Consider the following 26174-nt stretch of genomic DNA (forward strand, 5'->3'; position numbering starts at 1 on the left):
TTCTTTGTTTTAATTATTTTATCTACATGTTCATCCACCTTGTGGTGGCAAGAAACTGGTTTTTATTGCTTCAACAAATACAGATTTGAAATGAGAGAATCTTACAATACTTGTGGTTCTGACATAAGGTACAAAATAATTAATTATCATTATAAATCAAAGTATTATAATTAATTTTAGATTATGATTTATGACTTTTTATAGAATGGTTTGCGTGCCTTTTATACGGAATATAGGGTTTTCTTAGTGGTTTTACTGTCATTTTAGGTGTTTGTGGCGTACGAATGAGATGTACTGATAAAGGATGAGAAAAAGAAGGTGGAGCAGTGATAAAAGGTGAGGTGAGAATAATATTTCCTTGATCATCATATGAATTTGCATGCATTTTTATGGCTTCAGGTGTGCATGTTTGTTGTCTCATATTGTTGGCTTGTGTTATGTTGCTCCCATAAGGTTTTAATGTTGCTAGTGTTAATTGGGGGTTTCCTTGGTGCAAAAATCCTGTTTCAAGAAGTTGTGCAGCTTTTTCTTCTCTTTCACTTATGTTGTTAGCCCCTAGAATGACAGCAATAATTGTACGTTTATTGCGGGTGGCTGAGGCAACAAGATTAAAACCAGAGGCACAAATAAAGCCTGTTTTCATACCGTCTATCCCATAAAAACGGCCAATGAGGTTGTTTGAGTTATGTTGGATTTTTCGATTATTACCAAAATCAATGGCTGGAATAGAAAAATAATGAGCATATTGTGGAAATTCTCGACGTATTTGAACGGCTAAAAGAGCAATATCGCGTGCCGTGGAGTAGTTTTGAGGATCTGGTAAACCACTTGCGTTCGCAAAATGGGTGCCAAACATGCCTAAACGTTTAGCTTCGCTATTCATTTTACGTACAAAATCTTTCTGTGAACCCGCAATAGCTTCACTCATGGCAATGGCTAAATCATTGGTAGATTTAACCATGGTAATACTTAAGGCTGTATCAAGTGTGAGTACAGAACCAGCTTTATAGCCTGAACGATATGAGGGAGCTTTTGCGGCGTATTCGCTGATGGTGATATGTTTGTTTGGTGAAACTTCCCCTCGGCTCATGGCACGAAAAATAACATAAGCGGTCATTAATTTTGTCAAGGAAGCAGGATACCAACGCTCAAAAGCTTGATTATGTTTTAAGATACGCCTCGTTGTAACATCAACAGAAATAAAAGGCTGCGCTAGAGCAACAGCGCTGGATAAACTCAAAATCACAGAAAAAAATAAATTATAGAAGAGACGTTGCATTAATTTAAATCTAGTTCCCTCTTATTCGTTATTTAGAATTTTTTTAATGTAGCACACAAAGCTTTTAAGTCTAGGATAGGGAGGAAAGATGGTTAATTGCTGTATCCGTTGTGTATGTGGGATAAAAAACAACACTCATTTTTATTTTCCCCTTGAATTTGGTTTGATGACTTAAGTATCTCAAGAAATACTTTTTAAATAATGAAGATTGTACAAGATTTCAGATTCTTGGGGGATTGATGTTTCTTAGGAAGGAACGAATCTGCATAATCATACATTTTTCTTGCTTTCCTATTAGGACAGCCCTTGGTATTTGAGACGGTTCGTAAAAAGTATTTTAATCTTTTCTTGTATCGTTTTATTCACACGAGGTATCCCCGCTTGTAATGTGCAAGAAAATAATTCTAATTGATTCAACCTAGAGTAGATTTGAAATGAGAAAATCTTACGGTATTCAGGGTTCTCATTCAAGTTGAATAACGCTAAAATATCCTTATAAATCAATGAGATATAAGTTATTTAAATGATTTTAAAGAGAGGAAGAATTCTTTTTCAAAAAAATTTACACATTGATTATTTCTTATCATGTACATGTGTTTTATAATTTTGAATTAGAAAGTTTGAAGTATCTTTCTTATATTTTTGTTTCCTATACTCCGCTCAATATACAAAGTGATGCATTATTCTTATCAATCAGTGCATTGTTTCATGATGATTTAGTTTTTGAAGTTTCTGAACAGCGTATGGTGGCATAGGAGGAGGGGTAGGATCTTGAGCTGCTAAGAGAAGCAGTTCATCACACGCTTTTTCAGTTTTTTGGACAAGTTGATCTAGAAAATCACGTTTGCTTAAACCAGCCTCTATCGGGGGAAGAATACGGACACGAATTGTTCCAGGATAGCGGCGAAAATTATTGCGTGGCCAATATAAACCCGCATTATGTGCAATAGGAACAACTTGAAGTCCTAATTCATTATAGAGCGCGACAATTCCTGACTTATAATCTGGTTCTTGACCGGGTTGTCGGCGTGTTCCTTCGGGAAAAATCAAGATTTGGCGCCCTTGTTTTACTTTCTCTTTTGCTTTTTGTATAATCATTTTTAAGGCTTTGATGGGTGTTGTGCGGTTAATGGGGATAATTTGCGTTTTTGCCATATACCAGCCAAACAATGGAATCCACATCAATTCACGTTTTAAAATGAGAGTGGGATCATCAAAATAGGGAACAAGACTGAAAGTTTCCCAAGCCGATTGATGCTTTGGAGCAATGATGTAGGGTCCTTTGGGAAGATTTTCTAAACCTTCAATCTCATAACTTGTGCCTGCGATGTATTTTTGCAAAAAGAGAGTAACGCGCGCCCATGTTTTAGGGACAATCCATGCCTTTTTGCGGGGCATTAAAAAATAAACGGGAGCGTAAAGAATCATTTGTATGAAAGTTGTTGTATAAAAAGCGAACGTAAAAAGAATAGAACGAAGGATAAGCACTACATTTTCCATTTTATATCTATAAGAAGACTTCGTATATAATATAATTCACATGAGAAAACATCTTCTTTATATTTTTTCAAGCATCTATTTTTCGGTAACTCATTTTCCGATATTTAAAAACAGAAGGAAAGAGGTTGATGGAATTACAAAAAGATAAACTTTTTATTCCACGGATTTTATCTATTGCGGGAACAGATCCTTCTGGTGGCGCTGGAATGCAGGCGGATTTGAAGGTTTTTTCAGCTATGAAAACTTATGGTATGAGTGTGGTTACAGCTGTTGTTGCACAAAATACTCAGGGTGTGCGTTCTTTTCAGGCATTAGATGCTTCTTTTGTTGCAGATCAAATTGATTCTGTTTTTGAGGATATCCATGTTGATGCTGTTAAAATTGGTATGGTTGCAAATGCTCAGATTGCACAGGTTATTGGAGAACGTCTTGCTTATCATAAAGCGCGTTTCATTGTTTTTGATCCGGTTATGGTTGCAAAAAGTGGTGATGTTCTTTTAAAGTCTGATGCAATTGAAATTATGCGTGATGTTCTTGTGCCGATGTCAACTTTGATCACGCCAAATTTGCCTGAAGCTGCATTGTTATTGGGATGTGAAGTGCAATGGTCTTTAGAGACTATGTATCAATATGCTCCACGACTTTTGGCGCTAGGGTGTCGTGCAGTTTTGTTAAAAGGGGGACATTTGAATACGCTTACCAGAAATAGTACAGAAAATTACGATTGTTCTAGTCCAGATCTTTATTGTGATTGTGAAAACCTTGTTATACTTGAAGCCTCTCGTCTTTCAACCACTCATGATCATGGGACAGGGTGTACCATTTCTGCTGCCATTGCAGCTCTGTTACCTACCCAACCTTTGGATTGCGCTGTTAAACAAGCAAAAGATTATTTGCATGGCGCTTTAACTGCCTCAGATGCTTTAAAAGTAGGGAAAGGGCGAGGGCCGCTTCATCATTTTTATGCATTATGGAAAGATTAATACAACGATTGATAGTGAAAAATCTTCACTCTATGAATTTGTTTCGTCATTATATGCTGTTTTGGACTTATGACTATAAGTGTTAGCGCATTGTAGCTTAACAGTTATTTTGTATTAAGAAGGATGAGAAAAAAATGTTATAATTTGTTTCTTTTATATATTTTTTACGATTAATCTATCCTGTTTCAGAGGCAATTTTGAGTATAAAAAAAGAGAGAGAAAGGAATTGTAAAATCAGGATTTGATAGAAAAAAGGATAGAGGGAAAGACCAATATTAAAGCTGGCTGATCCCACTATATTTGCTGTTTCTTATATTGGTGGCAAAACAGGATGAGCCAAAATCGTTATCAAAATTATTGAAGATATCTAACATTTACAGAGTTTTTTGTCGGCATGGATAGGGTTTTCTAAATAGAAATTGATGCTTTCTGATGGAATTATCAATGATCTTTCAGGTGATGTGGTAAATTTTTTTCGGATATTACAACGTCATTATCCTTTTTATGGAACTGCTTTATGGAATTATTGGCGTTTCAGATGAGTAGCCATGAGGAGTTTCAATATTTAATACAGCAAGATCTAGAAACTTTCACGCATTTAGAGCGGGTTTTAAGGTTTTTATATTTATAGTGATTAAATTTTAGCGAGAAGATAGTCGATCGTACAATCGGAGTTTCAATAGACCTGTAGCGTATGGTTTAATCTTTTCAAAATTGAATTTTTATTCTGTTGTTTAGCAGATGTTACCATTAAACATTTAAAATGGTCTGATTTTATTGTGCGCTATGACGGTTTCAACACCTTATGTTACCTTATCTTGATTGAAGTTACGTTCCTCATGTAAAATAGAATGCACTTATATTGTTAATTCACATGTTTATTTTAAAGAGATTTCTCTCAAGGTGTGTAACATCCATTTTATAATAATGTTCGTGAATGGTCTGAAGCCTCTATGAAGTGTATAAAACTATTATGCTTCCCATTTTTACGTTTTAAGGTGAAAGGGGTTATACTATTTTAGCTCCCAATGTTGCGATAATCTTTGGTATTTCAGAGCGTTCAGAAGAAGAGTTTTTATTCCTTTCTTCAAGTGAATTTTATCGATACGTCAATTTTGCCTGTTATGCGTGAGCAGATGATTGTGAGTGATTTTAATGTATAGAGATTTGAAATGAGATAGTCCTATGATATTTGAGACGCTTGCTCAATATGAATAATGATAAATTATCTTTATAAATCAAGTTATTAATTTATTTTTGTGTTTAAGATTATTCTGGATAAGAATTTGTTCAAGCAAGAGGATTACCAAATGATGTCCACGCTGTTTGCACAAGTACAAGGGAAAATTTCTTTTGTCTTTCAAATGATGTGCTAGAAATCCCAAAAACTTAATTCACTCTACATAATAGGTGAAAATAGTTTATTTCGTGTAAAAATAATACAATTAGCGTGAGAAATTTCTGATCATCAACTGTGATATAAAAAAGAAACAATACACATAAAGGACCTTTAAATGCTCTTTGAAAGTTTTTTTAAGCTCCTTTGGTTATTTTATAAAGCGAAAATTTTTTCTATTAATTAACTAACAGACTAACCATCTAACAAACTATAATGCAACTGTCGTTCTAAATATTTGCTTTCGAGTTCTTCATAATTATCAGTAACAAACAGTAGATTATTGATCATATAAAAAATTTACACTTATTCAACTTAGATTTGTGATAGATATCTTTATTTAAGACAAAGTAAGAAAATAAGAAAATTTGAGTGAGTCATTTAAAACAATTATATTTGTAATGATTTTAGCTTTTCACTATCAGTAGTAAAGGGGATTGGCCAAGCTTCCTTGGTTGTATCGATTGCTTGATCATATTTGAGCTCTGCTGAAAATAATAAATTCTTTTAGTTGATGAGCAAAAAAGAATTCATCACTCAATGATCATGTGTTTATTGGAATAAATTTTAAATTCACCAAAGTTTGTAAAGCCCAATTTTTTATAAATGCCAATTCCCTCGTGAGAGGCTTGCATACCAATAACATGACATTTCTTTCTTTTTAAATGCTCAATAGCAATTTTTGTCATGAATGACCCAACACCTCTTTTCTGAAAATCTGGATTGGTGACAATATCATACACTCCACCAACTCCATCTGCTTTAATACAAAAACATATTGCTACAGGATTGTTATTTATATAACCAACGAACATCTCTACATCAGAGTCTTTATTTATAACAACGGCCTATTGTTTCATAAAATATAACTGCTTCTTCATCAAAAGGCTCGAAGACTGATGCCATAACATTTCCATAATCTCTAAAATCTTGAAGTGATTCAACTTCCTTGATTTTGAAGTTATCCGGCATAGAAGTAACATGTGAGTCTATATCTTGCGCTAAAGCTGCCATGCCTACCTCTGTTTCAACATGCTCTAAGCTAATAGATAAGAGAACTTCATCAACTTTATAATGAGACGAATGAGGTCCAACCCACCAAGCTAAAGGTAGTTTCTGCGCATTACAAGAAAGCGATTATAGATTTTGTCTGCTCTACAGGTATAGTTTCTTGTAAATTTTTAGCAGAGATAATATTGAATGTATCTGAAGCAAATGTTGAATTAATAGAAGAAACGCCATTTTAAAAATCAACAACCTTTATTTTAGGGCACAATTTTGGTAAAAAACGTACTTTTGAACAAAAATTATTCTCTAATGATAAGTCAATTTTTGATTTGTTTAACATTTGTTTTTCTTGTTATTGCTCATCATTTCTAATTAATCTTTTATACGGGGGCTGTAAAAAATCCGTCTAAGTTAAAAATTATTATCTTAGATCTAAGCCCCAATCCAATAGATGCTTCACAAGAAATTACGAATCTTAGAAAAACTTTGAAAAAAGTAAATTGATACAAAACCGAGTGGAAAAATATACAAAACCTGCTGGCAAGATACATACAGCTACAACAACCGATGACAAGCTATAACTCCATACAAGAACGAATAAATACAAAATTCAATGGAGCGGGCGATGGGATTCGAACCCACGACCCCAACCTTGGCAAGGTTGTGCTCTACCCCTGAGCTACACCCGCTTACCGATTCGATATATGTCTTGTCTGTATGGCGTAGGCTTCTACGAATTGCAACAAAAAAATATCATTTTAGTTTGATTTATTTTGTCCATGTTTAAATAAAATGAAATAAAGATTGATTTTAGAAAATTCTTCAGTAATAAATTATTCCTTTTTTAATTTTTGCATGGAGAGGGGTGGAATATAATGTTGAAGAGAATAAATATATTAGGGATTATCATTGCAACTGTTTTTATGATGAACAGTGTTGCAAAGGCCGATGACCAAGTTAAACACGTTAAAGTTGCAATAACGCAAATTATGGTCCATCCTGCTGCGGATGCTGTTCGTAAAGGTGTGGAAGATGTGCTTGCAGCAAATGGTTATAAGCAAGGTGAAAATTTTCAACTTACCTTTTTATCAGCGCAGGGTAATATTTCAACAGCAACGCAAATTGCACGTAAATTTGTTGGTGATAAACCCGATGTTATTGTAGCAATTACCACGCCTTCAGCACAAACGATGCTTGCGGCAACAAAAACAATTCCTATCGTCTTTGCAGCGATTTCTGATCCTATCGGAGCTAAAATCGTTTCTTCACTTACCAAACCTGGCGGTAATATGACGGGGAGTTCTGATCGTATAGATGTTGCAGAAAGTGTTAGACTTTTACAAGAAGTAAAACCAGATTTGAAAAAAATTGGTTATCTTTATAATGCTTCTGAGGCAAATTCTGTTTCGACACTTAAAACGTTAAAGGATGTAGCAAAAAAAGCTGGAATTGAAATTATTCCCTCATCGGCACCAAAGCCTTCAGATGTGCAGGCAGCAACACGCGCTTTAATCGGTAAGGTCGATATTATTTTTGTTCCTGCTGATAATACGATTTTATCTGTTTTAGAAGGTGCAATAAAGGTCTCAGAGGAAGCCAATATGCCTGTATTTACTGTTGATGCTAATACTATCGGGCGCGGGCCTTTTATGACGCAAGGTGTGAATTTCTATGATGTAGGGGTTGATGCTGGAAAATTGGTCGTGCGTATTCTAAAGGGTGAAAAACCTGGTGATATTGATGTTGTACAGGCAGCTAATAATGACATTCGAATTGATTTGAAAGCAGCCCAAAAAGCAGGGATTGTTATTCCGCAGGCAGTTATTGACCGTGCAACAAAAGTGATTCAATAACTTTTATTGATCAAAGTGTTGATCCTATAAAAATACGTTAAGTTTTCATGGAGATTGTTTTTACATGAATATATTTGCGTTTTCTGGTGCTGTGGAATTAGGCCTTATTTATGCGTTTGTTGCTATAGGGGTTTATCTTTCATTTCGGGTTTTAGATTTTCCTGATTTAACAGTTGATGGATCGTTTCTTCTTGGTTCCTGTGTCTGTGGTGTTTTGATTCTCTTGGGTTTCAATGCATGGACAGCTATGGCATGTGCTTTTTGTGCAGGTATGGTGGCTGGTTTATTAACGGCTATGTTGAATTTGCGTTTTGGCATTTTGAATCTTTTAGCTTCTATTTTAACAATGTCGGCACTTTATACGGTTAATCTTCGTATTATGGGAATTATGGGAGGGTCTAATGTTAATTTAGCTCTTGCTGATACGGCGTTAACGCCCTTTTATAATCTGTTTGGTTTGTCTGATATTTTTGTGCGCCCTCTTTTCGTTGGTATTGTGTTGCTCGTTATGGCGTTTTTGATTTGGCGCTTTTTGGAAAGTGAAATTGGTCTTGCTATGCGTGCAATGGGAGCTAATCCACGCATGGCGACGGCGCAAGGTGTTCATACATCAGCATTGATATATTTTGGAATGGGGCTTTCCAATGCGTGTGTGGCACTTGGTGGTTCTCTTTATATTCAAACTGCGATTGCAACAGATATTACCGGTGGAATTGGAACAATTGTTTTTGGATTGGCAGCCGTGATTATCGGTGAAACTCTCTTTCGTACGCGCAATATTTTTTGGATTATAATCAGCTGTATTGTAGGGTCTGTGCTTTATCGTGTGGCGGTGCAATTTGCATTTGAAGCAAATGGAATTGGTATTGATACGTCGACAGATCTTCAGTTGATTACTTCACTGTTGGTTATTTTAACCCTTATTGTGCCACGCTATTGGAGGAGGCGTAAACGTGATTGAATTTTTTCATGTTGGGGTCACATTTAAACCGCAAACACCTTTGGAAAAACAGGCTTTAATTGATATTAACCTGAAAATTGATCAGGGTAGTTTTGTTACGGTTATTGGTTCAAATGGTGCTGGTAAATCAACTTTGCTCAGTGTTTTAGCGGGTGCAACGCTTCCTTCAACAGGGAAAGTGGTTATCAATGGACAAAATGTTTCTAGGCAATCAGTCAGTGAACGCGCTGGAAAAATTGCTTGTGTTTTTCAAGATTCGTTAGAGGGAAGTTGTGGTTCTTTAACAATTGAAGAAAATTTGGCTCTTGCTGCTCTTCGAGGAAGTCGTCGTGGTTTGCGTGCGGCTTTAAATTATGAGAAACGGCAATTTTTTCGAGAGAAAATTGCTCAATTAGGCATTGGTCTTGAAGCATATATTCATAATCCTATGGATAGTTTATCAGGTGGGCAACGCCAAGCAGTTTGTCTTGTGATGGCAACGTTAGCACATGCGGATGTTTTATTGCTTGATGAACATACCTCAGCACTTGATCCTGGAATGGCTGATTTTGTGATGCGGTTGACTGAAAAAATCGTTGAAGAGAAAAAATTAACGACTATCATGGTGACTCATTCTATGCGTCAGGCTCTTGATTATGGCGATCGCACCTTGATGTTGCATGGTGGAAAAGTGATTTTGGATGTCTGTCATGAAGAGCGTAAGGGCTTGAATGTCAATGATTTAATTGGCATGTTTCAGAAAGTTCGCGGGGAAGTTCTTGATGATGATGAACTGTTAATGGATTAATAGTGTGGCTCAGAAAAAAGCACATGAAGTTGATCAGTTTTTAACGCGTTTTTCACGTGCTTTTCCTATTGTTCTCATTTATGGGCCAGATCGTGGTCTTGTTTGTGAGCGTGCACAATGTTTTGCAAAACTTACACAGGTAGCAATAGAAGATCCATTTTCGACAATTCGTTTGGATGCTGCTGAAATTGATAAAGATCCTGCGCGTTTGGAAAATGAAGCGCGTACGTTATCGCTTTTTGGGGGAGATCGTTTGATATGGATCTCTAATGCTGCTAACCAAAAAGGTTTTCTTGCTGCTTTAAAACTTTTAATTGAGAAGCCACCAGAAGCTTGTTTTATACTCATTGAATCAGGGGATTTAAAAAAAGGAACAGGGTTGCGCAATGCTGTTGAAACGGCATCAAAAGCGATGGCTTTGCCCTGTTTTGCCGATGATATGCGTTCTCTTGACGGTTTGATTGATGAGGTTTTAGGACAGTTTAAGAAGACTATTTCTTTGGATGCACGTAGATGGTTGCATGAAAGTTTAGGGGCGGATCGCCTTGTATCACGAGGTGAATTAGAAAAGCTTTGTCTTTACGCTGCAAATGCTCACGTTACTCTTGAAGATGTGAAAGCTGTTGTAAGCGATGTCAGTGCTCTTTCTCAAGATGAAGTCATTGATGCTCTTTTATTGGGCGATATATCAGGCTTTGAAGTGCATTTTAATCGACATGCAGCAGTGCATGGGGCACTTTTTTTAATTTTGAGTACAGCTCAAAGGCATTTTCAGCAATTACAGCTATTGCGTTATCAGGTAGAGGTTGAAGGAAAATCGCCTTTTACGGTGGTTTCTGAAGCTCGTCCTCCCATTTTTTTTCAACGGAAAAAGATCGTTGAACAAGCTTTAAAATATTGGAAATTAGAACAAATTTCTTATGCAATGGAAAGAATTCAGAGTGCTGTTTTAGACAGTCGTAAAAATCCACTTTTGGGCGAAGCTATCATTCGTCAAGTTTTGTTAGGGCTTACAATTATTGCACGACGCCAGATGGCAGCTTAACCGCCTAGAAATATAATGATTTTTTATTTTTGGTATACCACAGAGGCATTTTCAGCAATTAAAACTGTTATGCTATCAAGTAGAGGTTGGTGGAACTTGTATTTTTGAGGATGCATTTTAGGAGCTTGAAAGCTTGATAGAAATTTTTCTTCAAAAGAAATAGTTTATTTTCAAAAGGCCATTTTGAAACAGTTTTATTATTTTGTTGTATCGTAAAGTACTGTTTTTTAGAGTAGTGATACGAGGCTCATATCAAATTTTATGTATTCGATGTTTTTTTGTGTGGATATTTGGTGAATATTAGGTTGGTTCATAGAGTCTTAATGGAGTAACACCCCCATGTAAAACAGAGTATCTCAAACAACAGAAGACACTTGTATGGTAGATTCATACGCTTTCTTAGAAATATTTTTCAATGCGCGTCATATCTATTTCGCGGCGGTGTTTATGAATGGTGTAGAAGTAAAGTTCCTTGTGAAGAATATAAAACCCATAGAGCAACTCTATCTTTACGCTTAATAAAAGTGCAAGTCGACACTCATTATATACTTTGCTAGCCTCTAATGTTGCTACAGTTTTTAGCATTAGAGAGCGTTTTTCATCATTTTGCTCACATGTCTTCTTGTGATGTGTAGACAAGAGATTTTAATTGATAAGAGGGTTTGTGATGGAAGAATTTTACAGTATTCGAAGTTATGATTCAAATTGAAAAAAATTATTATTTTTATAAATCAATATACTATAGATTAATTGAATCACATAAAATAGTGAGCCAGAGGAATCTTTTAGACAAGAAAATGAACGGTGTGCAGATCTGTATGAATTAAGAATCTTCGTGGGATGAGGAGAAGGTCAAAATAGATTATGATGAAAACGACAGCACCTATGGGGAAACTTTTATGTTTGATACAGAGATGATTATCTTAGCAATGAATGTGTCTCATAAACAAAGCTAGCCATTGTTTATTATTAATAATTTATTATTTTTTATATTGAATCAATCAGAACAATGTCTTTTACACGTCATAAGTGGGGGCGTGTGGATAAAAACTGTGCAAGAAAGCACTAAAAATGCCTCTTATGAATGCTCTCAAATTCCAAGGTTTTTTGCAACATTGGGGGTAGGAAAATATAATAATAGTGTTTTATTAAGTGTAAAGAGGGTCGTGCTTAATGGATTTATAGTTATAACATTTACGAACATTGTCGTGAGATAGGCTGGGGAGCGAGATGCCTTTTTAAAACAAACGCATGAATTTGTAATCCAAATCTATTCTATTTAGGGCGTTCTATTTTACGCGAGGGGTGTGATTCCATTAAAGGGATGTTCAGTGTTTTTGTTATCAAACTTTTTCTTTATTGAGAGGGCGTGTTTTTCTCATATTTATTTTATTTATGGTATCCGGAATCGGGAGAGGAAAATGTTTTTAATGGTATCTTTTGGTATGCGTTGTTTTACGGTGTTTTCAATATTCGCGAAACTTATGTTGATGTTGTAGGTGGAGTCGTAATACGTTTTTATATAGGTCTAATGTACAAATTAATGAACGTATCGGGATAATTGGAGAAGAGTTAGTGTCTGCTTACGCTTTTGATGTGTTTTTTTGTGAGTAAATTAGTAAGATAAAGTAAACTGATGGGATTTTATGTAGAGTCGTTGTTATCCTAATTGAGAGTGCATTTTATTTTGTTTCGGTGATGCGCTTTGATCAGTAATTAAGAGGGAGTTTTAGAGCGTGATGTTAGATTTCTCGTCATTTATTTTTTATGTGTTTTCTAGGTAAAGTGATCTGTTGTCAGCTTGCGCAGGTGATAATTGGTAAGCTGCGTTATTCTTTATTCCCTAGTTGTCGTTTTTAATGTTTTACGCATAACTCTTGAACAAACAAACAAGAAAATTGTGATTTTACAATTGTCTTTATTGCCATTTGCAAAGAATCTTAGAAGGTGAAAGATGCTCCATATTCAGTTTGAAAAAATAGCACTCATTGGGATCGGTCTGATTGGGTCTTCTTTAGCAAGAGTGATTAAAAAGAAAAATCTTGCGGCTCAGATTTCTATTGCAACACGTCGTCCAGAAACCCTGAAAAGAGCGCGTGAATTGGAGCTTGGGGATTTTTATACGACAGATAATGCAAAAGCTGTTGAAGGAGCAGATTTGGTTATTCTTTCTGTTCCTGTTGGAGCTAGTGCAGAAGTGGCAAAAACTATTCGTGATCATTTAAAACTTGGAGCGATTGTGAGTGATGTTGGTTCTACGAAAGCGTTGGTTATTGCGGAAATGGCACCTTTATTGCCAAAAACGGTTCATTTTATTCCAGGGCATCCAATTGCTGGAACGGAATATTCAGGACCGGATGCTGGTTTTGCTGATTTATTTATGAATCGTTGGTGTATTTTAACGCCTTTTGCGGATAGCGATGCTGCTGCTGTCGCACAATTAACAGCGTTTTGGGAAGCTTGTGGTGCGCGTGTCGAAAAGATGGAACCTAAGCATCATGATCTTGTTTTGGCTATTGTTTCACATTTACCCCATTTGATTGCGTATAATACTGTTGGGACAGCGAGTGATTTAGAAAAAGTAACAAATTCGGAAGTGATTGCTTATTCCGCTTCCGGTTTTCGTGATTTTACGCGTTTAGCATCTTCTGATCCCGTTATGTGGCGAGATATTTGTTTGCATAATAAGGATGCTATTTTAGAAATGTTGAGCCGTTTTAGTGAGGGGCTTGCTTTTTTAGAACGGGCAATTCATTTAGGAGATGGTGAGACACTGTTTAACTTTTTTACACGTACGCGTGCTGTACGTCGCAATATTATTGATGCTGGACAGGAAATTGATGCTCCTGATTTTGGACGTCAGAGTGTTTCTAAAAAAGGGTGAATAAAAGCAAGGGGGTTTTGTTGAATTTCGTTGGTTTTTTCTAGAAATCGATAAGAAGTTTTTTCTTTATTCAGTCATAGATTGCAATAAAAAGGAGGGGCGATTGCTCCGATACAGATAATCATGACTTCAAAAGGTTTTATGTGTGCACGATCATCTTGCTTAGCTCTCTATAGGGCATATGATGTACAGAAGAGGTTACTGATCTGTAGAAGTAACAAAAAAATGAGGTCGTTGTAGAACTTCATAGAGTGGGTTATTGTTTTTGTTTTGGTATAAAGTCGGGCTTGACCGTATTGATTATTGACCTTTATATTGCAACATTGCAAAATGTTTATTTGCAGAGTTTTGATGATTTTTATAAAACTTGAAATAGACTGAGGAAGAGTTTTACCAGAAAGTATTGAGTTTTGTTAAAAAATATCTTTTGGTATAGCTATCGTATTTTGGGTGACGCAGTAAGTCATTATTGGCGTGATAATGGGAGTGCTTTTGCAAGCCATGTTGCGCTATCGGGGCTTTTAGCATTTTTCCCTTTTTTTATTTTTGGAACATCGTTTGCTCGTTTTCTAGGGGCTTTTACCTATACACCGCAAAAAATTAAAGCACTGGTGCAGTTATTGCCTGATGTTATTGCAGAGCCTTTATCTCAGGAAATTGTCAATGTTTTAACCATTCATCGAGGAGGTGTGTTGACGCTTTCTGTCATTGGAGCGGCTTATTTTGCTTCTAATGGGATAGAGGCTTTGCGTACGGCTTTAAATAAAGCTTACCGTGTTACTGATCGACGGAGTTTGTTATTTTGTCGTTTTCAAAGTCTGTTTTTTGTAATCCTTGGAGCTGTTGGTCTTGTTGTGATTAGTTTTTTATTGATTCTGGCGCCTTTGTTGATCAAAATTATGCAAAATCATTCTTTTTTTATGACTGAATATATTGCTGTTATTCGTGTATGGCGTTATACAGTTGCAATCGTTATTTTGTTTATCAGTCTTTTGATTGTTCATAAATGGCTTCCAGCAGGGCGGCGGAAAATTATAGATATTTTACCAGGAATAGTGGTGACAATGTTTATATGGTTTATGGCTTCTATCGCTTTTGCGCAATATTTAACGATGTTTGATTATATTTCTACCTATGCAGGGTTGGCATCTATTATGGTTGCTATTATTTTTCTCTACATATTGAGTGCAATTTTTATTTTGGGAGGAGAAATAAACGCGGCGATAATGTTTTATCGCAAGGATTTGCAACATTCAGATGAATGAAAGAGCTTATTATTGCTTGAAAGCCAAGGTATGAATATCCCAATAAAGCCTGCTATCACTTTGTTGATTGATGCGGATGCTTGTCCTGTAAAAGATGAAGTTTATCGTGTGATGAATCGTTATCAGCTTAAGACATTTGTTGTGGCAAATCGTTCTTTGTCCCTTCCAGATGAAGCACTCATTGAAAGAGTGGTCGTTGCTGGTGAATTCAATGGTGCTGATGATTGGATTGTAGAACATGTGCATGAGGCAAGTATCGTTATTACCAGTGATATTCCTTTAGCAGCACGGGTTGTGCAAGCTGGGGGTTTTTGTCTTTCGCCAACGGGGCGTATTTTTGATGTAAATTCAATTGGTCAGGCTTTGGCGATGCGCAATTTGATGGAAGATTTGCGTGGACAGGGCAGTATAATAGGTGGTCCCCGTCCTTTTTCTCGTAAAGACCGTTCTGCTTTTTTGTCAGCACTGGATCTTGTTATACAACGTTTAAAAAGACGCGGTTATTAAAGTTATAGGGCTTCTTTAATGACTGCTTTTATAAGTGCTTTGGCATCGTCATTGGCCCATGGAGCTGCACCATTGAAAGAAGCAATGAGATATCCCTCTTTATCAATGAGCAATGTAATGGGGAGTCCTAAAGCGAGCCCCTGTTTTCTAACATTGTTGAAAATATCCATTGTTTCATCGCGATAGTAAAGCAAATTATCTGAATGAATATTCTGTAAAAATTGCTGAATTTTTTCAGGAGAAGCAGTTTTATCGATATTAATAGCTATGACATCAAAGTTTTCTCCACCTAATTCACGTTTTAATTGCGCAAGTTCAGGCATTTCTGTGCGGCAAGGTGCACACCAAATAGCCCATAGATTGACCAGCATTGGTTTTCCAGTAAATTCGCTGAGTGTGTGCTCTTTTCCTAGAATATCCTTGAAAGAGAGTTTATTCATATCTGAGGGCGTATCAGCAAATCGTATGTGGCTAAAAAAGCCTTTTGCTGCTTTTCGTATCGCCATCATTTTTTCTGCTCGTGCTTTATTAATGTTTATTTCTTGTGCTTGTGCTGCTGAAATGAAATTGAAAAGAAAAAACTCTCTTTTGGTATCGTAGTTTATGGTTGCGTATAAACTCAATGCAATGATAAAGAATGCAAGGGAAAGTTGCCTTTTTTTATTGTTTTTTTTGCTGATGAAAATTTGAAAAATCATAATTTTGTCCTTTGGATGGGTGTTTTCAGAATATGACAGATGAGAAGTTAAAGAACCAAATGTGGGGTGGTCGGTTTGCGGCAGGCCCTGCTGCAATTATGGAAGAAATTAATGCTTCTATTGATTTTGATCAAAAACTTTATCGACAAGATATTGAAGGTTCTCTTTCTCATGCAGCTATGTTAGCGCAAACGAAAATCATTTCACAATCAGATTATGAAAAAATTGTTCATGGTTTGAAACTTATTCGCCAAGAAATTGAAGACGGTAAATTTGTTTTTTCACGAAAGCTTGAAGATATTCATATGAATATTGAAGCGCGGCTGAGCGAATTGATAGGTCCTGTAGCTGGGCGTTTGCATACGGCGCGTTCACGCAATGATCAAGTTGCTGTTGATTTTCGCTTGTGGGTACGTGAAGCAACGCAAAAGATAGCACAAGCTTTAAAAGGATTGATAGAGCAATTACTTATTCGCGCAGAACAACATGTTGATACCTTTATGCCAGGCTTTACGCATTTACAATTGGCTCAACCCGTAACATTGGGTCATTATATGATGGCTTATGTTGAAATGTTTGGTCGAGATTTATCGCGGATGCGTGATGCTCTTGAGCGAATGAATGAATCGCCTTTAGGAGCGGCTGCTTTAGCGGGGACAGGCTTTCCAATTGACCGTTTTATGACAGCAAAAGCGCTAGGCTTTCGCGAACCTACACGCAATTCAATTGATAGTGTTTCAGATCGTGACTTTGCATTGGAATTTTTAAGCGCTGGCGCTCTTTGTGCAACACATCTTTCACGTTTAGCAGAAGAAATAATTCTTTGGTCAAGTGAACAGTTTTGTTTTATTCATTTATCAGATGCTTTTTCAACGGGTTCGTCTATTATGCCACAAAAGAGAAATCCTGATGCGGCAGAGTTAGTACGAGCGAAAGCAGGTCGATTGAATGGTGCGCTTATGGGATTGTTAACGGTGATGAAAGGATTACCGCTTGCTTATTCAAAGGATATGCAAGAAGATAAAGAATATGTGTTTGATGGGGCTTGGAGTTTGGAATTATCACTAGCAGCAATGACAGGGATGATTGCTGATTTGAAAGTGAATAAAAAAGCCATGAAACAAGCAGCGGATTTAGGGTATGCAACAGCTACAGATTTTGCTGATTGGCTTGTACGCGAATCAGAGATTCCTTTTCGCGAAGCACATCATATCACAGGGTGTGCTGTGGCATTGGCAGAAAAAAAACAGTGTCGCCTCCATGATTTATCATTAGATGAACTTCAAGCAATTTGTCCTGATATCAATGCGACACTTTTTGATGTTTTGACCGTTGAAAAATCTGTTGAAAGTCGCAAAAGCTTTGGGGGAACAGCGCCTTCAGAGGTTTTTCGGCAAATTGCGTATTGGAAAAAGCGTCTCGTGAGCGCTTGAGTGATTGTATTTTAAAGGTAAAAAAGAGATCGAGATGAGGAAAGAGGACAGATGAAAATTATATTAAAGGGGGTGATGATTGTCCTTTTGGGGGGCTTGGGTATCGTTGGGTGTGGGCGTAAAGGGTCATTAGAGTTACCTCCTTCAACAGGAGTGAATTCTTCACAAGGAACTTTTGTTCCTCAAGGCAAAACAGATAAACCTTTTATTCTTGATAGGTTGATACAATAGGGATTTTTATGCGTTTTTTTTCTTATCATCAGGGTGTGCTCCACGCTGAAGGTCTTTCGCTTTTGGAACTTGCGCGGAAAGTTGAAACACCTTTTTATTGTTATTCAGCTAGCGCAATCGTTGCACATTTTAAAGATTATCAGAATGCATTTCATGATATGCCGAGTTTAATTGCTTATGCGGTTAAAGCGAATTCCAATCAAGCGGTTTTACAACTTTTAGCTAACAATGGAGCGGGAGCTGATGTGGTCTCAGAAGGGGAATTACGGCGTGCACTTGCTGTTGGTATTCCTGCGCAGAATATTGTTTATTCTGGTGTTGGTAAAACAGTGAAAGAAATAGATTTTGCTCTTGCACAAGATATTTATTGTTTTAACGTTGAATCAGAGCCAGAACTTGAACAATTATCGGCGCGGGCTGCTGCGCTTTCAAAAACGGCTCGTATTTCTTTACGTATTAATCCTGATGTGGATGCTAAGACTCACAAGAAAATTACAACAGGTAAGTCTGAGAATAAATTTGGTATTCCACTGTCTTTGGCGGGTGATGCATATAAAAAAGCAGCCCAATTGCCCGGTCTTCATGTGTGTGGTGTTGATCTCCATATTGGCAGTCAAATTTGTGATTTAAAACCGTTTGAAGATGCATTTGTTATTGTTGCAGATTTTGTGCGTCAATTATGGAATAATGGTTATGCGATAACCCATATCGATATTGGGGGCGGGCTTGGTATTTCTTATGGTTATGAGCAGCATCCAGTACCTTCTCCTTTTGAGTATGCAGCACTGGTAAAGAAACATATTGCGCCTTTAGGGATTAATATTATCTTAGAACCTGGGCGTAGTATTGTTGGTGAGGCTGGTGTGTTGGTAACATCGGTTGTGTATTTAAAAAAGGGGGAAGGACGAAATTTTGTTATTGTTGATGCGGCGATGAATGATTTCATGCGTCCAACGCTTTATGATGCGTGGCAAAATGTAATGCCAGTGAAAAAAACACCAGTAGATGCCCCTCTGATTAATGCTGATATTGTTGGTCCTATTTGTGAAACTGGTGATTATTTAGGTTTGGAACGTTCTTTACCAGTGTTGAAAGCGGGTGATGTTTTGATGTTAACAGGAGCAGGGGCTTATGGCGCAGTGATGGCAAGCACTTATAATAGTCGACTTTTGGTGCCGGAAGTTTTGGTTCAGGATACACGTTATGCAGTCATTCGTCCACGCCTTGATTATGAACAATTGATAGGCTGTGATCATATTCCAGATTGGATTGAGCCCAAATTAGATTGAGCATTATTAAATATTTTGGGTCTTATTTTTACTAAACTTTGATGAAACAATTTATTTTCTAGAAATTGTTTTGTATGGGGTTTATGATCTTAATGCACCACGATAAAAGGGGATAAATGCTTGTTTATGAAAAATAAAAACATCAAAGGTTTTGCAATGAAGCTTTTGTGTGTGCGCATTTTGATGTGGGGGATCCTTTCATTTGAACGGATGTGGGTACGGTTGTTGCCATTTTTCCTCGTTCTTAGTCTCTTTTGTTCGTTTAGCTGGTTGGGACTTTTTGGCATTTTGGGCTATTGGTCACATTTGCTCTTACTTGGGGTTATACTTGTTTGTGCTGGGGCAAGTTTGTTTTTTCTTATTCGTTTTCGGTTTCCCACAATGCGGGAAGTAAATTGCCGCCTTGAACGCGTCAATGATCTTAGACACCAGCCTTTGAATATTCAGACAGATCGTTTATGTTCTGAAAATGATGAAGATTTTAGTGCTGTTATTTGGCGTGAACATCAACGCCGAATGGTAAAGCAATTATACCATTTAAAAACTGGATTTATCTCTCTTAATAGTGCGGATTATGATCCTTTGGCTTTGAGGGCTTTGTGTGCTCTTCTTTTTGTGTGCGCTTTTAGTTTTTCTTTTGGTTCACAAGGGGGGCGTTTGGCTGATGCCTTTGATTTTCGTCCTGTCGTTGATGAAAAACTCATGCGGATTGATGCTTGGGTAACACCCCCAGCTTATACCGGTGTGGCACCGATTTATTTGACAAAAGATGAGAAAACACAACTAGAAATCCCTGAAGGGAGTAATGTTGTTGTGCGTGTTGTCAATGGAGCTGGTATTACAGTAAAAGCAAAGTCTGTAGAAGATGGGAGGGAAGTTTCGTTTTTAGAGAAAACGGAACAAACAGCTTTGAATGATCCAATCGTTCATTTTGAAACACATTTAAAGCATTCAATAAATTTATTTGTATCATCACGTCGTAAAAAACAGCAGTGGCATTTGCAGATAATTAAGGACACGCTTCCGACAATTCATTGGTTAGAAAAACCAGGGAGGATTTTAACGGGATCGTTGGAATTACGATATGTGGTGGATGATGATTATGGTGTGACAAAGGCTTTTGTTGAAATAGAGCCTTTTCTTCCTCAGAATAAAAGTGCTTCTTCTCTTTATAATGCTCCGGAAATAGAGCTTCTTCTTCCGCGTGGTGGAAAGGGGAAAATGCGAATGGTGCAGGATATATCAGCGCATCCATGGGCAGGTTCGCAAGTCAAAATTACTTTGGTGGCAGAAGATGGTGCGGGGCAGAAAGGGCGTAGCAAAACTTTTGTTATGATATTACCACAGCGTGTTTTTTCGAATCCTGTTGCACGCGCAGTGGTTGAATTGCGTCGTCTATTAGCTCTTGATGCTTCTGTGAAAGAGCGTGTATTGGATATGCTTTCTGCTTTGCTTGTGCGTCCAGAAAAGGGGTTGCAAAATGCATCGCATTTTATTGTTCTACAAAGTGCGTGGACAAGACTTTCTTTAGCACAAACAGACGAGGATTTGCGCGATGTGGTGGATTATTTATGGCAAATTGCTTTGGGTATTGAAGATAATCAGCTTGAATCCGTGCAAAAAAAGTTAAAACAAGCACAAGCTGCTTTACGTGATGCACTGCGTTATGGTGCTTCAGCGGCAGAAATTGAACGGCTTATGGCAGATTTACGTCAAGCTATGGATGAGTATATTCGTGCTTTGGCTGAAAAAGCACCGGATAGTCAAGTTTCTAAAAATTCTAAAAGCTCAAAAAGTCCTAATCTTTCTGAATCTACATTACAAGAAAAGCTAAATTTAATTGAGGAAATGGCTAAAACGGGCTCTTCTTTAGCAGCTGAACAACTCTTGGCGGAAGTTGAACAGACGCTTGATCATTTGCATGTGCAAAAAGGCAATCAAAATGAGGGAGAAAAAAGCCAATCTGCACAAATGAAAGAAAAGATGGACCAGCTTGGAGATTTAATGCGTCGTCAGCAAGAAATTCTCAATGAAACACATCAGTTAGAGATGGAACAAAAACGCGGAGAAGATGTGCCAGAAACACAAAAAAAATCTTTAAAAAAACGTCAAGCTGAATTGCAGTCTGAATTATCAACATTAGAAAAAGAATTATCAGAACAAGGATTTGAAACAGGGGGCGCGTTGAAAAGGGCAGAAGAAAAAATGAATTCTGCGGAAAATGCTCTTGATAATGGAAATCATCAGGTATCTATACAAAATCAGTCTGATGCTTTGGAATCTTTGAGGCAAGGTGCACAAAATGTTTTGAAAAAAATGCGCGAAACACTCAAAGAAACGGGAGATGATCAAAATGCTGATTCTGGTCCTAAAGATCCGTTAGGACGTCCACTTTCTTCAAAAACAGATGAAGAACAAGAAGGTGAGGCACTACCACAAGAAAGTGATCAAATGCGTACGCGGCAGATTTTGGATGAAATTCGCAAACGTCTTGGTAAAGAGCATCTTTCAGAAGAAGAAAAAAACTATCTTGAAAGATTGCTTCATTTTAATTAACCAATGTTGGCTTTTTTCTTAATTGATGTCAAAAACAGTGTATGAAGAACCTCTATGGAGTTCATCTCCCAAAAAATGATTAAAGTGCTTGTAAGGCAATAATTATCCTGCTGTACTGATTTTTTGATCATTTAAGTTTAAAATATGAAATATTAAAATGTTCGCTATTGCGGAAAAAGAGCAGAAGTCCATATAAGTTTGGTATATGAAAATCTGTAATGTTTGAAATTTGTTTCTACATGGTATGTTGAGTTGGATATCGTTACGCTGAAAGATTTTTATGCTTCTGCACTTGGGCTGCGTGTGCAAAAGACGCTGTGTGACCAATTGAATTTATGGTGGCCTGATCTTACGGATAAACGGATTATGGGGTTGGGTTATGCGCTTCCTTATCTTTCTACATTGCGTGAACGTGCCCAACAATGTTTTGCTTTTATGCCAGCTTCTCAGGGTGCTTCGCCTTGGCCTTGTGCTGAGCAAGTTGCTACAGCGCTTGTTTTTGAAGAAGATTTGCCACTTCCTGATGCGTCAGTTGACTGTATTTTATTGGTACATGCATTAGAATATACAGAAAATTCGTTTGAAACGTTGAATGAAATATGGCGTGTTTTAGCACCCAATGGCCACTTGATCGTTATTGTACCTAATCGCTCTGGCTTTTGGGCGCGCAATATTACTACGCCCTTTGGTTATGGCGAACCCTATAGTCGGCAACAAATTACTCGTTTGTTTGAAAAAACAAATTTTGTTTCTGGGCCAATACAAGAAATTGTACATTATATGCCCTCTACGGGTTATGTTTCGCGGTTGTTCTCATTTTTTTATGAGCCATTTGCACGCTATCTTTTGCCTTATTTTGGTGGACTCTTAATGTGTCAGGCACAAAAACGTGTTTATCAGGGTTTGCTCGTACAGCGTCGTCAGTCGCGACGTATTTTTATTCCTGCGTTATCACCACAAGTGCGAAATATTTTAATTTATAAAGATAATTAATCATTTTGCCTTTGGCATAAGAACCGCAAATATAGAAGGATTCTCTTATTTCAATTTTTTGCATTTACAATTAAAAAATATTCTTTTGTACATTATATGTGGAATTGGCATGTGAATAAAAAATCTCAAGTATCTATATACTGAACCATATTTCATGAATAGTGGAAACATTTTAAAAGAAAAAATGCTGGTATCTTCGTAAGCATAAAAATAGCAGAGTCCAAGGGATCTTGCATAATATGGTTCATGGTGGTTAAAAACTGTACAAGGAAGGATTAAAATGCTTCTTATGAACCATCTCTCAAGTGTCAAGGGCTCCTCTGCAACATTGAAATCTAACAAAGTGTGTGATGGTGCCGGCTTGTTCTTTTATAAGGGTAAAGATGGTGGTGCTCAGTGGCTTTATCGTTAGGATAAACATTTAGCGTTATATCATTAATTATACAACCTCTTAAGAGGAGATAAAATCATAAAGAATGGAGGAAAACTATAAAGATAAAAAACATCTCTCAATTTAGGCTAGTGAATATGAGATAAAGCATTGCGTGGAGCGGTTTTTCTGAAAAAAATAATCATAAATAGCACTCATCTAAAGATGATAGTTATGATCAAGAATGTTGCTAAAAGATATCACGATTATTTATATGCGGAACATATTAAAAATTTTAGAAAGAACAAAAGTATGTGAAACAGAAGTTACAAAGTATATCGTGAGGTTTGAAAGCATTTTTGTTTCTGGTTCTCATGTTGAATATTTCGTTTTTTATTCATAATGTTATATATTTTGTTATAAGAGTACAGATAAGAGTAAGTTTTATGTAATAGCATTTGAATTATACGCGAAGTTTTTTTCATCTCGTTTCTGTTTTCATTTAGGATATTAAAATTATTTTTGAAACAGTAAATCTCGAATTAAAGATTTAAACGGTAACCATTTTGATCTGTCATGAGAATTTGTGCATTGGAGGGATCGTTTTCGATTTTTTGTCGCAAACGATAGATGTGGGTTTCTAAAGTATGGGTGACAATATTTTCATTATATCCCCAAACTTGTTCTAACAATGTTTCACGGCTGACAATTTTATCATTGGCATAATAGAGACATTTAAGGATCGCTGCTTCTTTTTCTGTGAGACAGATTTTATTGTTGCATTGATCAAGAAGAAGTTTTTGTCTTAGTTTAAAAGTATAGGGACCAATATGAAAGGTTGCGTCTTCATTTTGTTCATATTGGCGCAACTGTGCTCGAATTCTCGCTAATAACACCGCAAAGCGAAAGGGTTTTGTCACATAATCATTGGCGCCTGTTTCAAGATCTAAAATATTATCGCAGTCTGTATCATAATTCGTTATCATGATAATGGGGGCACGAAATCCTTGGGAGCGTAATTGTTTAACTGCTTTGCAACCATCAAGATCAGGAAGTTGAAGTCCCAAAATAGTGAGATCAATATTTTCTTCTTGGATTATTTTCATTCCCGCTTCTGCTGTTTTTGCTTGGAAAATTTTAAACTCTTGATGCATTTGCAATTGTTCTACTAAAATGGGGCGTAGATCATCATCTTCAACGATTAAAAGAGTATAGTGGTTCATGTTGTTCCTTATAGGCATGTTGATGCACTGATTGGTATAGTTTCATGAAAAATGAGATTTCATGCAAGAAAAATTAAAAGAGAAAAATTAAAAAAGAGCGTTTCTAAAAAATAAACTTTTATAATTTCTAATGGTTGCTTGCTGAAAAGAAGATATTCCGTCTGCAGAGTATTTTACGTATTGGTTGGAAGCGTTTTTTATGTTCTAGAACGTGTTTTAGCTATTGAGTGTCATCATCTTTACGCTTTATGGAGAAACAAGCTAGCACTATCATTCACTTTGCCAGCTCGTGGGTGTTGCGGATAGTCCTTGGCACTTGAGACGATTCATAGGAGGAATTTTTAGTCCTTTCTTTCACGGTTTTTATCCATACAGGACTTTCTCCGCTTGTAATGTGCAAGCAAATAGCTTTTGATTGATTCAATATAAACAGGTTGGGAATGAGAGAATCCTGCGGCATGAGGCGCACTCGTCCAACATGCAAAACAATGAACACGCAATATGATGCGTTTTTTAAGCGTGAAGAGAATTGTGCAACACCTAGCACATATGCACTGTTTAGGAGAACTTCACGATCGTTTTTATTGTTTTTATCCACGTTCAGTTTTGTTTTTTTGTTGCATTTGTGTGTGAAGGGGGCTGTGTGTTATGTTCGTGGTGGTGCTTATTATAATCGTTGAGCAAGCTTTGCCTTTAGCAATGCCGAAAAGATGCATCATAAAGAGGCTTTTTGTGTAATTTGGAAGGAGACTGTATTGAGAAAGAGTGCAGGATAAAAAATGACAAAAAAATATCATATTTATGCATTTAGCATAAGAATACCTCAACAGAAGGATGTGTTGAGCTTATTCTTCTGCGCTACGAAGCATCTTTTTATATGAGTTAATGAATAAAAAACTATTGTTTTAAGATAAAAGCATTTCCTCCTTAAGGTTGCCCATCAAACAGACTTCTTTCCATTCATCTTCTGTTACGGGTTGCACTGATAAGCGGCTGGCTTTGACCAGCACCATATTTGCTAGTTTGGGATTGGCTTTAATTTGTTTTAATGAAACAGGTGTTGGCATGTCACAAAGTGCACGGATGTCCACACATTCCCAGCGTGGATCAGAGCTTGTAGAATCAGGGTGCGCTTCAGCACATATTTCTACAATTCCTACAATTTCTAAACCTTTATTTGAATGATAAAAAAAACCTTTATCGCCATATTTCATAGCGCGCATATTATTACGGGCTTGATAATTGCGTACACCATCCCATTGTTCGCCATTAACTCCTTTTTTCTTTTGCATCTCCCATGACCATTTATGGGGTTCAGATTTAAAAAGCCAATAAGCCATGAGTTCTCCTTTTTCATAGATTGTTATGCATTTTTATAAGTATCTTTGTAATACCATCAACGATGATTTTTAAAATGGGGTAAAGAACGGCTATTATCTGTTTTTTCTTGTTTCAAAATAGAGAGACGCGCTCCATTGATATTTCATGTTGTATAAAGGTATTTTGCTCTTTTCTTATCTTTTCAGCTATGGTTTGAAATGCGGTCACTATAAGAGTTTTTGGGAAAAAATGAAGAAAATTGGTTCTAAAAAGCTTTAAGATTACAATGATAATGAAACGAATGAATGGTCAAAGATGAAGAGGTCAACGAATGGCATTCATATCTATGCTTCGTGGGAGAGAGTAGATCTTATTATGCTGTAAAATACCGTCATTTGAAATGTAATGATATAAGGCAGTTTCTTGAAACATGAAGGTTTTCAGAATATGTGGTGAATATTTAGGTTTACGTGTCGAGCTTTGGGTTAAGTGAATTGTGTGAATGGGAAGCAGGTTGGAATCTGCTCGATAGAGAATTCGGGCTATCTATAAACCGGATTGAGTAGAAATCTTCGTTCTTTAAGGTGTGTGTG

Annotated in this window: 21 protein-coding genes and 1 tRNA gene; 14 read left to right on the forward strand and 8 right to left on the reverse strand. The window is 36.7% G+C overall.

Annotation, left to right across the window (positions count from 1 at the left end; translation table 11 throughout):
* Positions 1-181: 181 nt before the first annotated feature.
* Positions 182-1279 carry a D-alanyl-D-alanine carboxypeptidase family protein gene (locus tag ACFIJZ_RS00925; protein WP_375630665.1) on the reverse strand — a complete coding sequence of 366 codons (1098 nt, stop codon included), beginning with the start codon at positions 1277-1279 and terminating at the stop codon, positions 182-184.
* A 693-nt stretch (positions 1280-1972) separates the two neighbouring features.
* Entirely contained in the window at positions 1973-2779 is an 807-nt protein-coding gene (locus tag ACFIJZ_RS00930; RefSeq protein WP_273790137.1) for a 1-acyl-sn-glycerol-3-phosphate acyltransferase, read from the reverse strand.
* A gap of 128 nt (positions 2780-2907) precedes the next feature.
* Here ACFIJZ_RS00930 and thiD point away from each other — a divergent pair, with 128 nt between their 5' ends.
* Complete coding sequence (gene thiD, locus ACFIJZ_RS00935) at positions 2908-3762, forward strand: bifunctional hydroxymethylpyrimidine kinase/phosphomethylpyrimidine kinase (RefSeq protein WP_375630667.1); 855 nt, start codon at positions 2908-2910, stop codon at positions 3760-3762.
* A gap of 1929 nt (positions 3763-5691) precedes the next feature.
* Here thiD and ACFIJZ_RS00940 read toward each other — a convergent pair.
* The 3 genes from ACFIJZ_RS00940 to ACFIJZ_RS00950 all read right to left on the reverse strand — a co-directional run bounded on the left by ACFIJZ_RS00940 (position 5692) and on the right by ACFIJZ_RS00950 (position 6855).
* The gene (locus tag ACFIJZ_RS00940) at positions 5692-5973 is read right to left on the reverse strand and encodes a GNAT family N-acetyltransferase (protein WP_375630669.1); all 282 of its coding nucleotides are present in this window, start codon (positions 5971-5973) and stop codon (positions 5692-5694) included.
* Positions 5974-5989: 16 nt separating this feature from the next.
* Positions 5990-6172: a hypothetical protein gene (locus tag ACFIJZ_RS00945; protein ID WP_375630671.1), complete on the reverse strand. Its 183-nt coding sequence runs from the start codon at positions 6170-6172 to the stop codon at positions 5990-5992.
* A gap of 608 nt (positions 6173-6780) precedes the next feature.
* A tRNA-Gly gene (locus ACFIJZ_RS00950) sits at positions 6781-6855 on the reverse strand.
* Between the two features lie 186 nt (positions 6856-7041).
* Between ACFIJZ_RS00950 and ACFIJZ_RS00955 the strand changes: the two genes are divergently transcribed.
* The 7 genes from ACFIJZ_RS00955 to ACFIJZ_RS00985 all read left to right on the forward strand — a co-directional run bounded on the left by ACFIJZ_RS00955 (position 7042) and on the right by ACFIJZ_RS00985 (position 15468).
* Positions 7042-8019 (forward strand): ABC transporter substrate-binding protein, encoded by a 978-nt coding sequence (locus tag ACFIJZ_RS00955; RefSeq protein ID WP_273790096.1) that lies wholly within the window; start codon positions 7042-7044, stop codon positions 8017-8019.
* Between the two features lie 64 nt (positions 8020-8083).
* Complete coding sequence (locus ACFIJZ_RS00960; RefSeq protein WP_273790095.1) at positions 8084-8980, forward strand: ABC transporter permease; 897 nt, start codon at positions 8084-8086, stop codon at positions 8978-8980.
* Positions 8973-9767, forward strand: coding sequence for an ABC transporter ATP-binding protein (locus tag ACFIJZ_RS00965; protein ID WP_273790094.1), 795 nt, complete (start codon positions 8973-8975; stop codon positions 9765-9767). Before ACFIJZ_RS00960 ends, ACFIJZ_RS00965 begins: the two co-directional genes overlap by 8 nt.
* A 4-nt stretch (positions 9768-9771) precedes the next feature.
* Positions 9772-10812, forward strand: a complete 1041-nt coding sequence (gene holA, locus ACFIJZ_RS00970; RefSeq protein WP_375630674.1) for a DNA polymerase III subunit delta — start codon at positions 9772-9774, stop codon at positions 10810-10812.
* Positions 10813-12766: 1954 nt separating this feature from the next.
* Positions 12767-13696 carry a prephenate/arogenate dehydrogenase family protein gene (locus ACFIJZ_RS00975; RefSeq protein ID WP_375618338.1) on the forward strand — a complete coding sequence of 310 codons (930 nt, stop codon included), beginning with the start codon at positions 12767-12769 and terminating at the stop codon, positions 13694-13696.
* A gap of 410 nt (positions 13697-14106) precedes the next feature.
* Positions 14107-14961, forward strand: a complete 855-nt coding sequence (locus tag ACFIJZ_RS00980; RefSeq protein ID WP_273790091.1) for a YihY/virulence factor BrkB family protein — start codon at positions 14107-14109, stop codon at positions 14959-14961.
* A gap of 30 nt (positions 14962-14991) precedes the next feature.
* Positions 14992-15468, forward strand: a complete 477-nt coding sequence (locus tag ACFIJZ_RS00985) for a YaiI/YqxD family protein (RefSeq protein WP_273790302.1) — start codon at positions 14992-14994, stop codon at positions 15466-15468.
* A gap of 2 nt (positions 15469-15470) precedes the next feature.
* On the opposite strand, the gene ACFIJZ_RS00990 is transcribed toward ACFIJZ_RS00985, so the two are convergent.
* Positions 15471-16166 (reverse strand): TlpA disulfide reductase family protein, encoded by a 696-nt coding sequence (locus ACFIJZ_RS00990; RefSeq protein WP_273790090.1) that lies wholly within the window; start codon positions 16164-16166, stop codon positions 15471-15473.
* A 32-nt stretch (positions 16167-16198) separates the two neighbouring features.
* Between ACFIJZ_RS00990 and argH the strand changes: the two genes are divergently transcribed.
* From argH to ACFIJZ_RS01020, 6 genes are all read left to right on the forward strand, one after another.
* On the forward strand, positions 16199-17599 hold the full coding sequence (gene argH / locus ACFIJZ_RS00995; RefSeq protein WP_375630676.1) for an argininosuccinate lyase: 1401 nt from the start codon (positions 16199-16201) through the stop codon (positions 17597-17599).
* Positions 17600-17650: 51 nt separating this feature from the next.
* Positions 17651-17830, forward strand: coding sequence for an LPS translocon maturation chaperone LptM (locus ACFIJZ_RS01000; protein WP_273790088.1), 180 nt, complete (start codon positions 17651-17653; stop codon positions 17828-17830).
* An 8-nt stretch (positions 17831-17838) separates the two neighbouring features.
* A complete protein-coding gene (gene lysA, locus ACFIJZ_RS01005; RefSeq protein WP_375630678.1) occupies positions 17839-19119 on the forward strand; it encodes a diaminopimelate decarboxylase in 1281 nt (426 codons plus the stop codon).
* 126 nt (positions 19120-19245) lie between these two features.
* Positions 19246-21675, forward strand: a complete 2430-nt coding sequence (locus tag ACFIJZ_RS01010; RefSeq protein ID WP_375630679.1) for a TIGR02302 family protein — start codon at positions 19246-19248, stop codon at positions 21673-21675.
* A 222-nt stretch (positions 21676-21897) separates the two neighbouring features.
* Positions 21898-22668, forward strand: coding sequence for a class I SAM-dependent methyltransferase (locus tag ACFIJZ_RS01015; RefSeq protein ID WP_273790085.1), 771 nt, complete (start codon positions 21898-21900; stop codon positions 22666-22668).
* A 280-nt stretch (positions 22669-22948) separates the two neighbouring features.
* On the forward strand, positions 22949-23080 hold the full coding sequence (locus tag ACFIJZ_RS01020; protein WP_375630682.1) for a DUF4102 domain-containing protein: 132 nt from the start codon (positions 22949-22951) through the stop codon (positions 23078-23080).
* 500 nt (positions 23081-23580) lie between these two features.
* Here ACFIJZ_RS01020 and ACFIJZ_RS01025 read toward each other — a convergent pair whose 3' ends face one another.
* Together ACFIJZ_RS01025 and ACFIJZ_RS01030 are read right to left on the reverse strand one after the other, a co-directional pair.
* Positions 23581-24261: a response regulator transcription factor gene (locus ACFIJZ_RS01025; protein WP_375630684.1), complete on the reverse strand. Its 681-nt coding sequence runs from the start codon at positions 24259-24261 to the stop codon at positions 23581-23583.
* A gap of 905 nt (positions 24262-25166) precedes the next feature.
* Positions 25167-25601, reverse strand: coding sequence for an EVE domain-containing protein (locus ACFIJZ_RS01030; RefSeq protein ID WP_273790082.1), 435 nt, complete (start codon positions 25599-25601; stop codon positions 25167-25169).
* Between the last annotated feature and the right edge of the window lie 573 nt (positions 25602-26174).

The organism is Bartonella sp. CL70QHWL, assembly GCF_042194855.1.
Taxonomy (GTDB): domain Bacteria; phylum Pseudomonadota; class Alphaproteobacteria; order Rhizobiales; family Rhizobiaceae; genus Bartonella.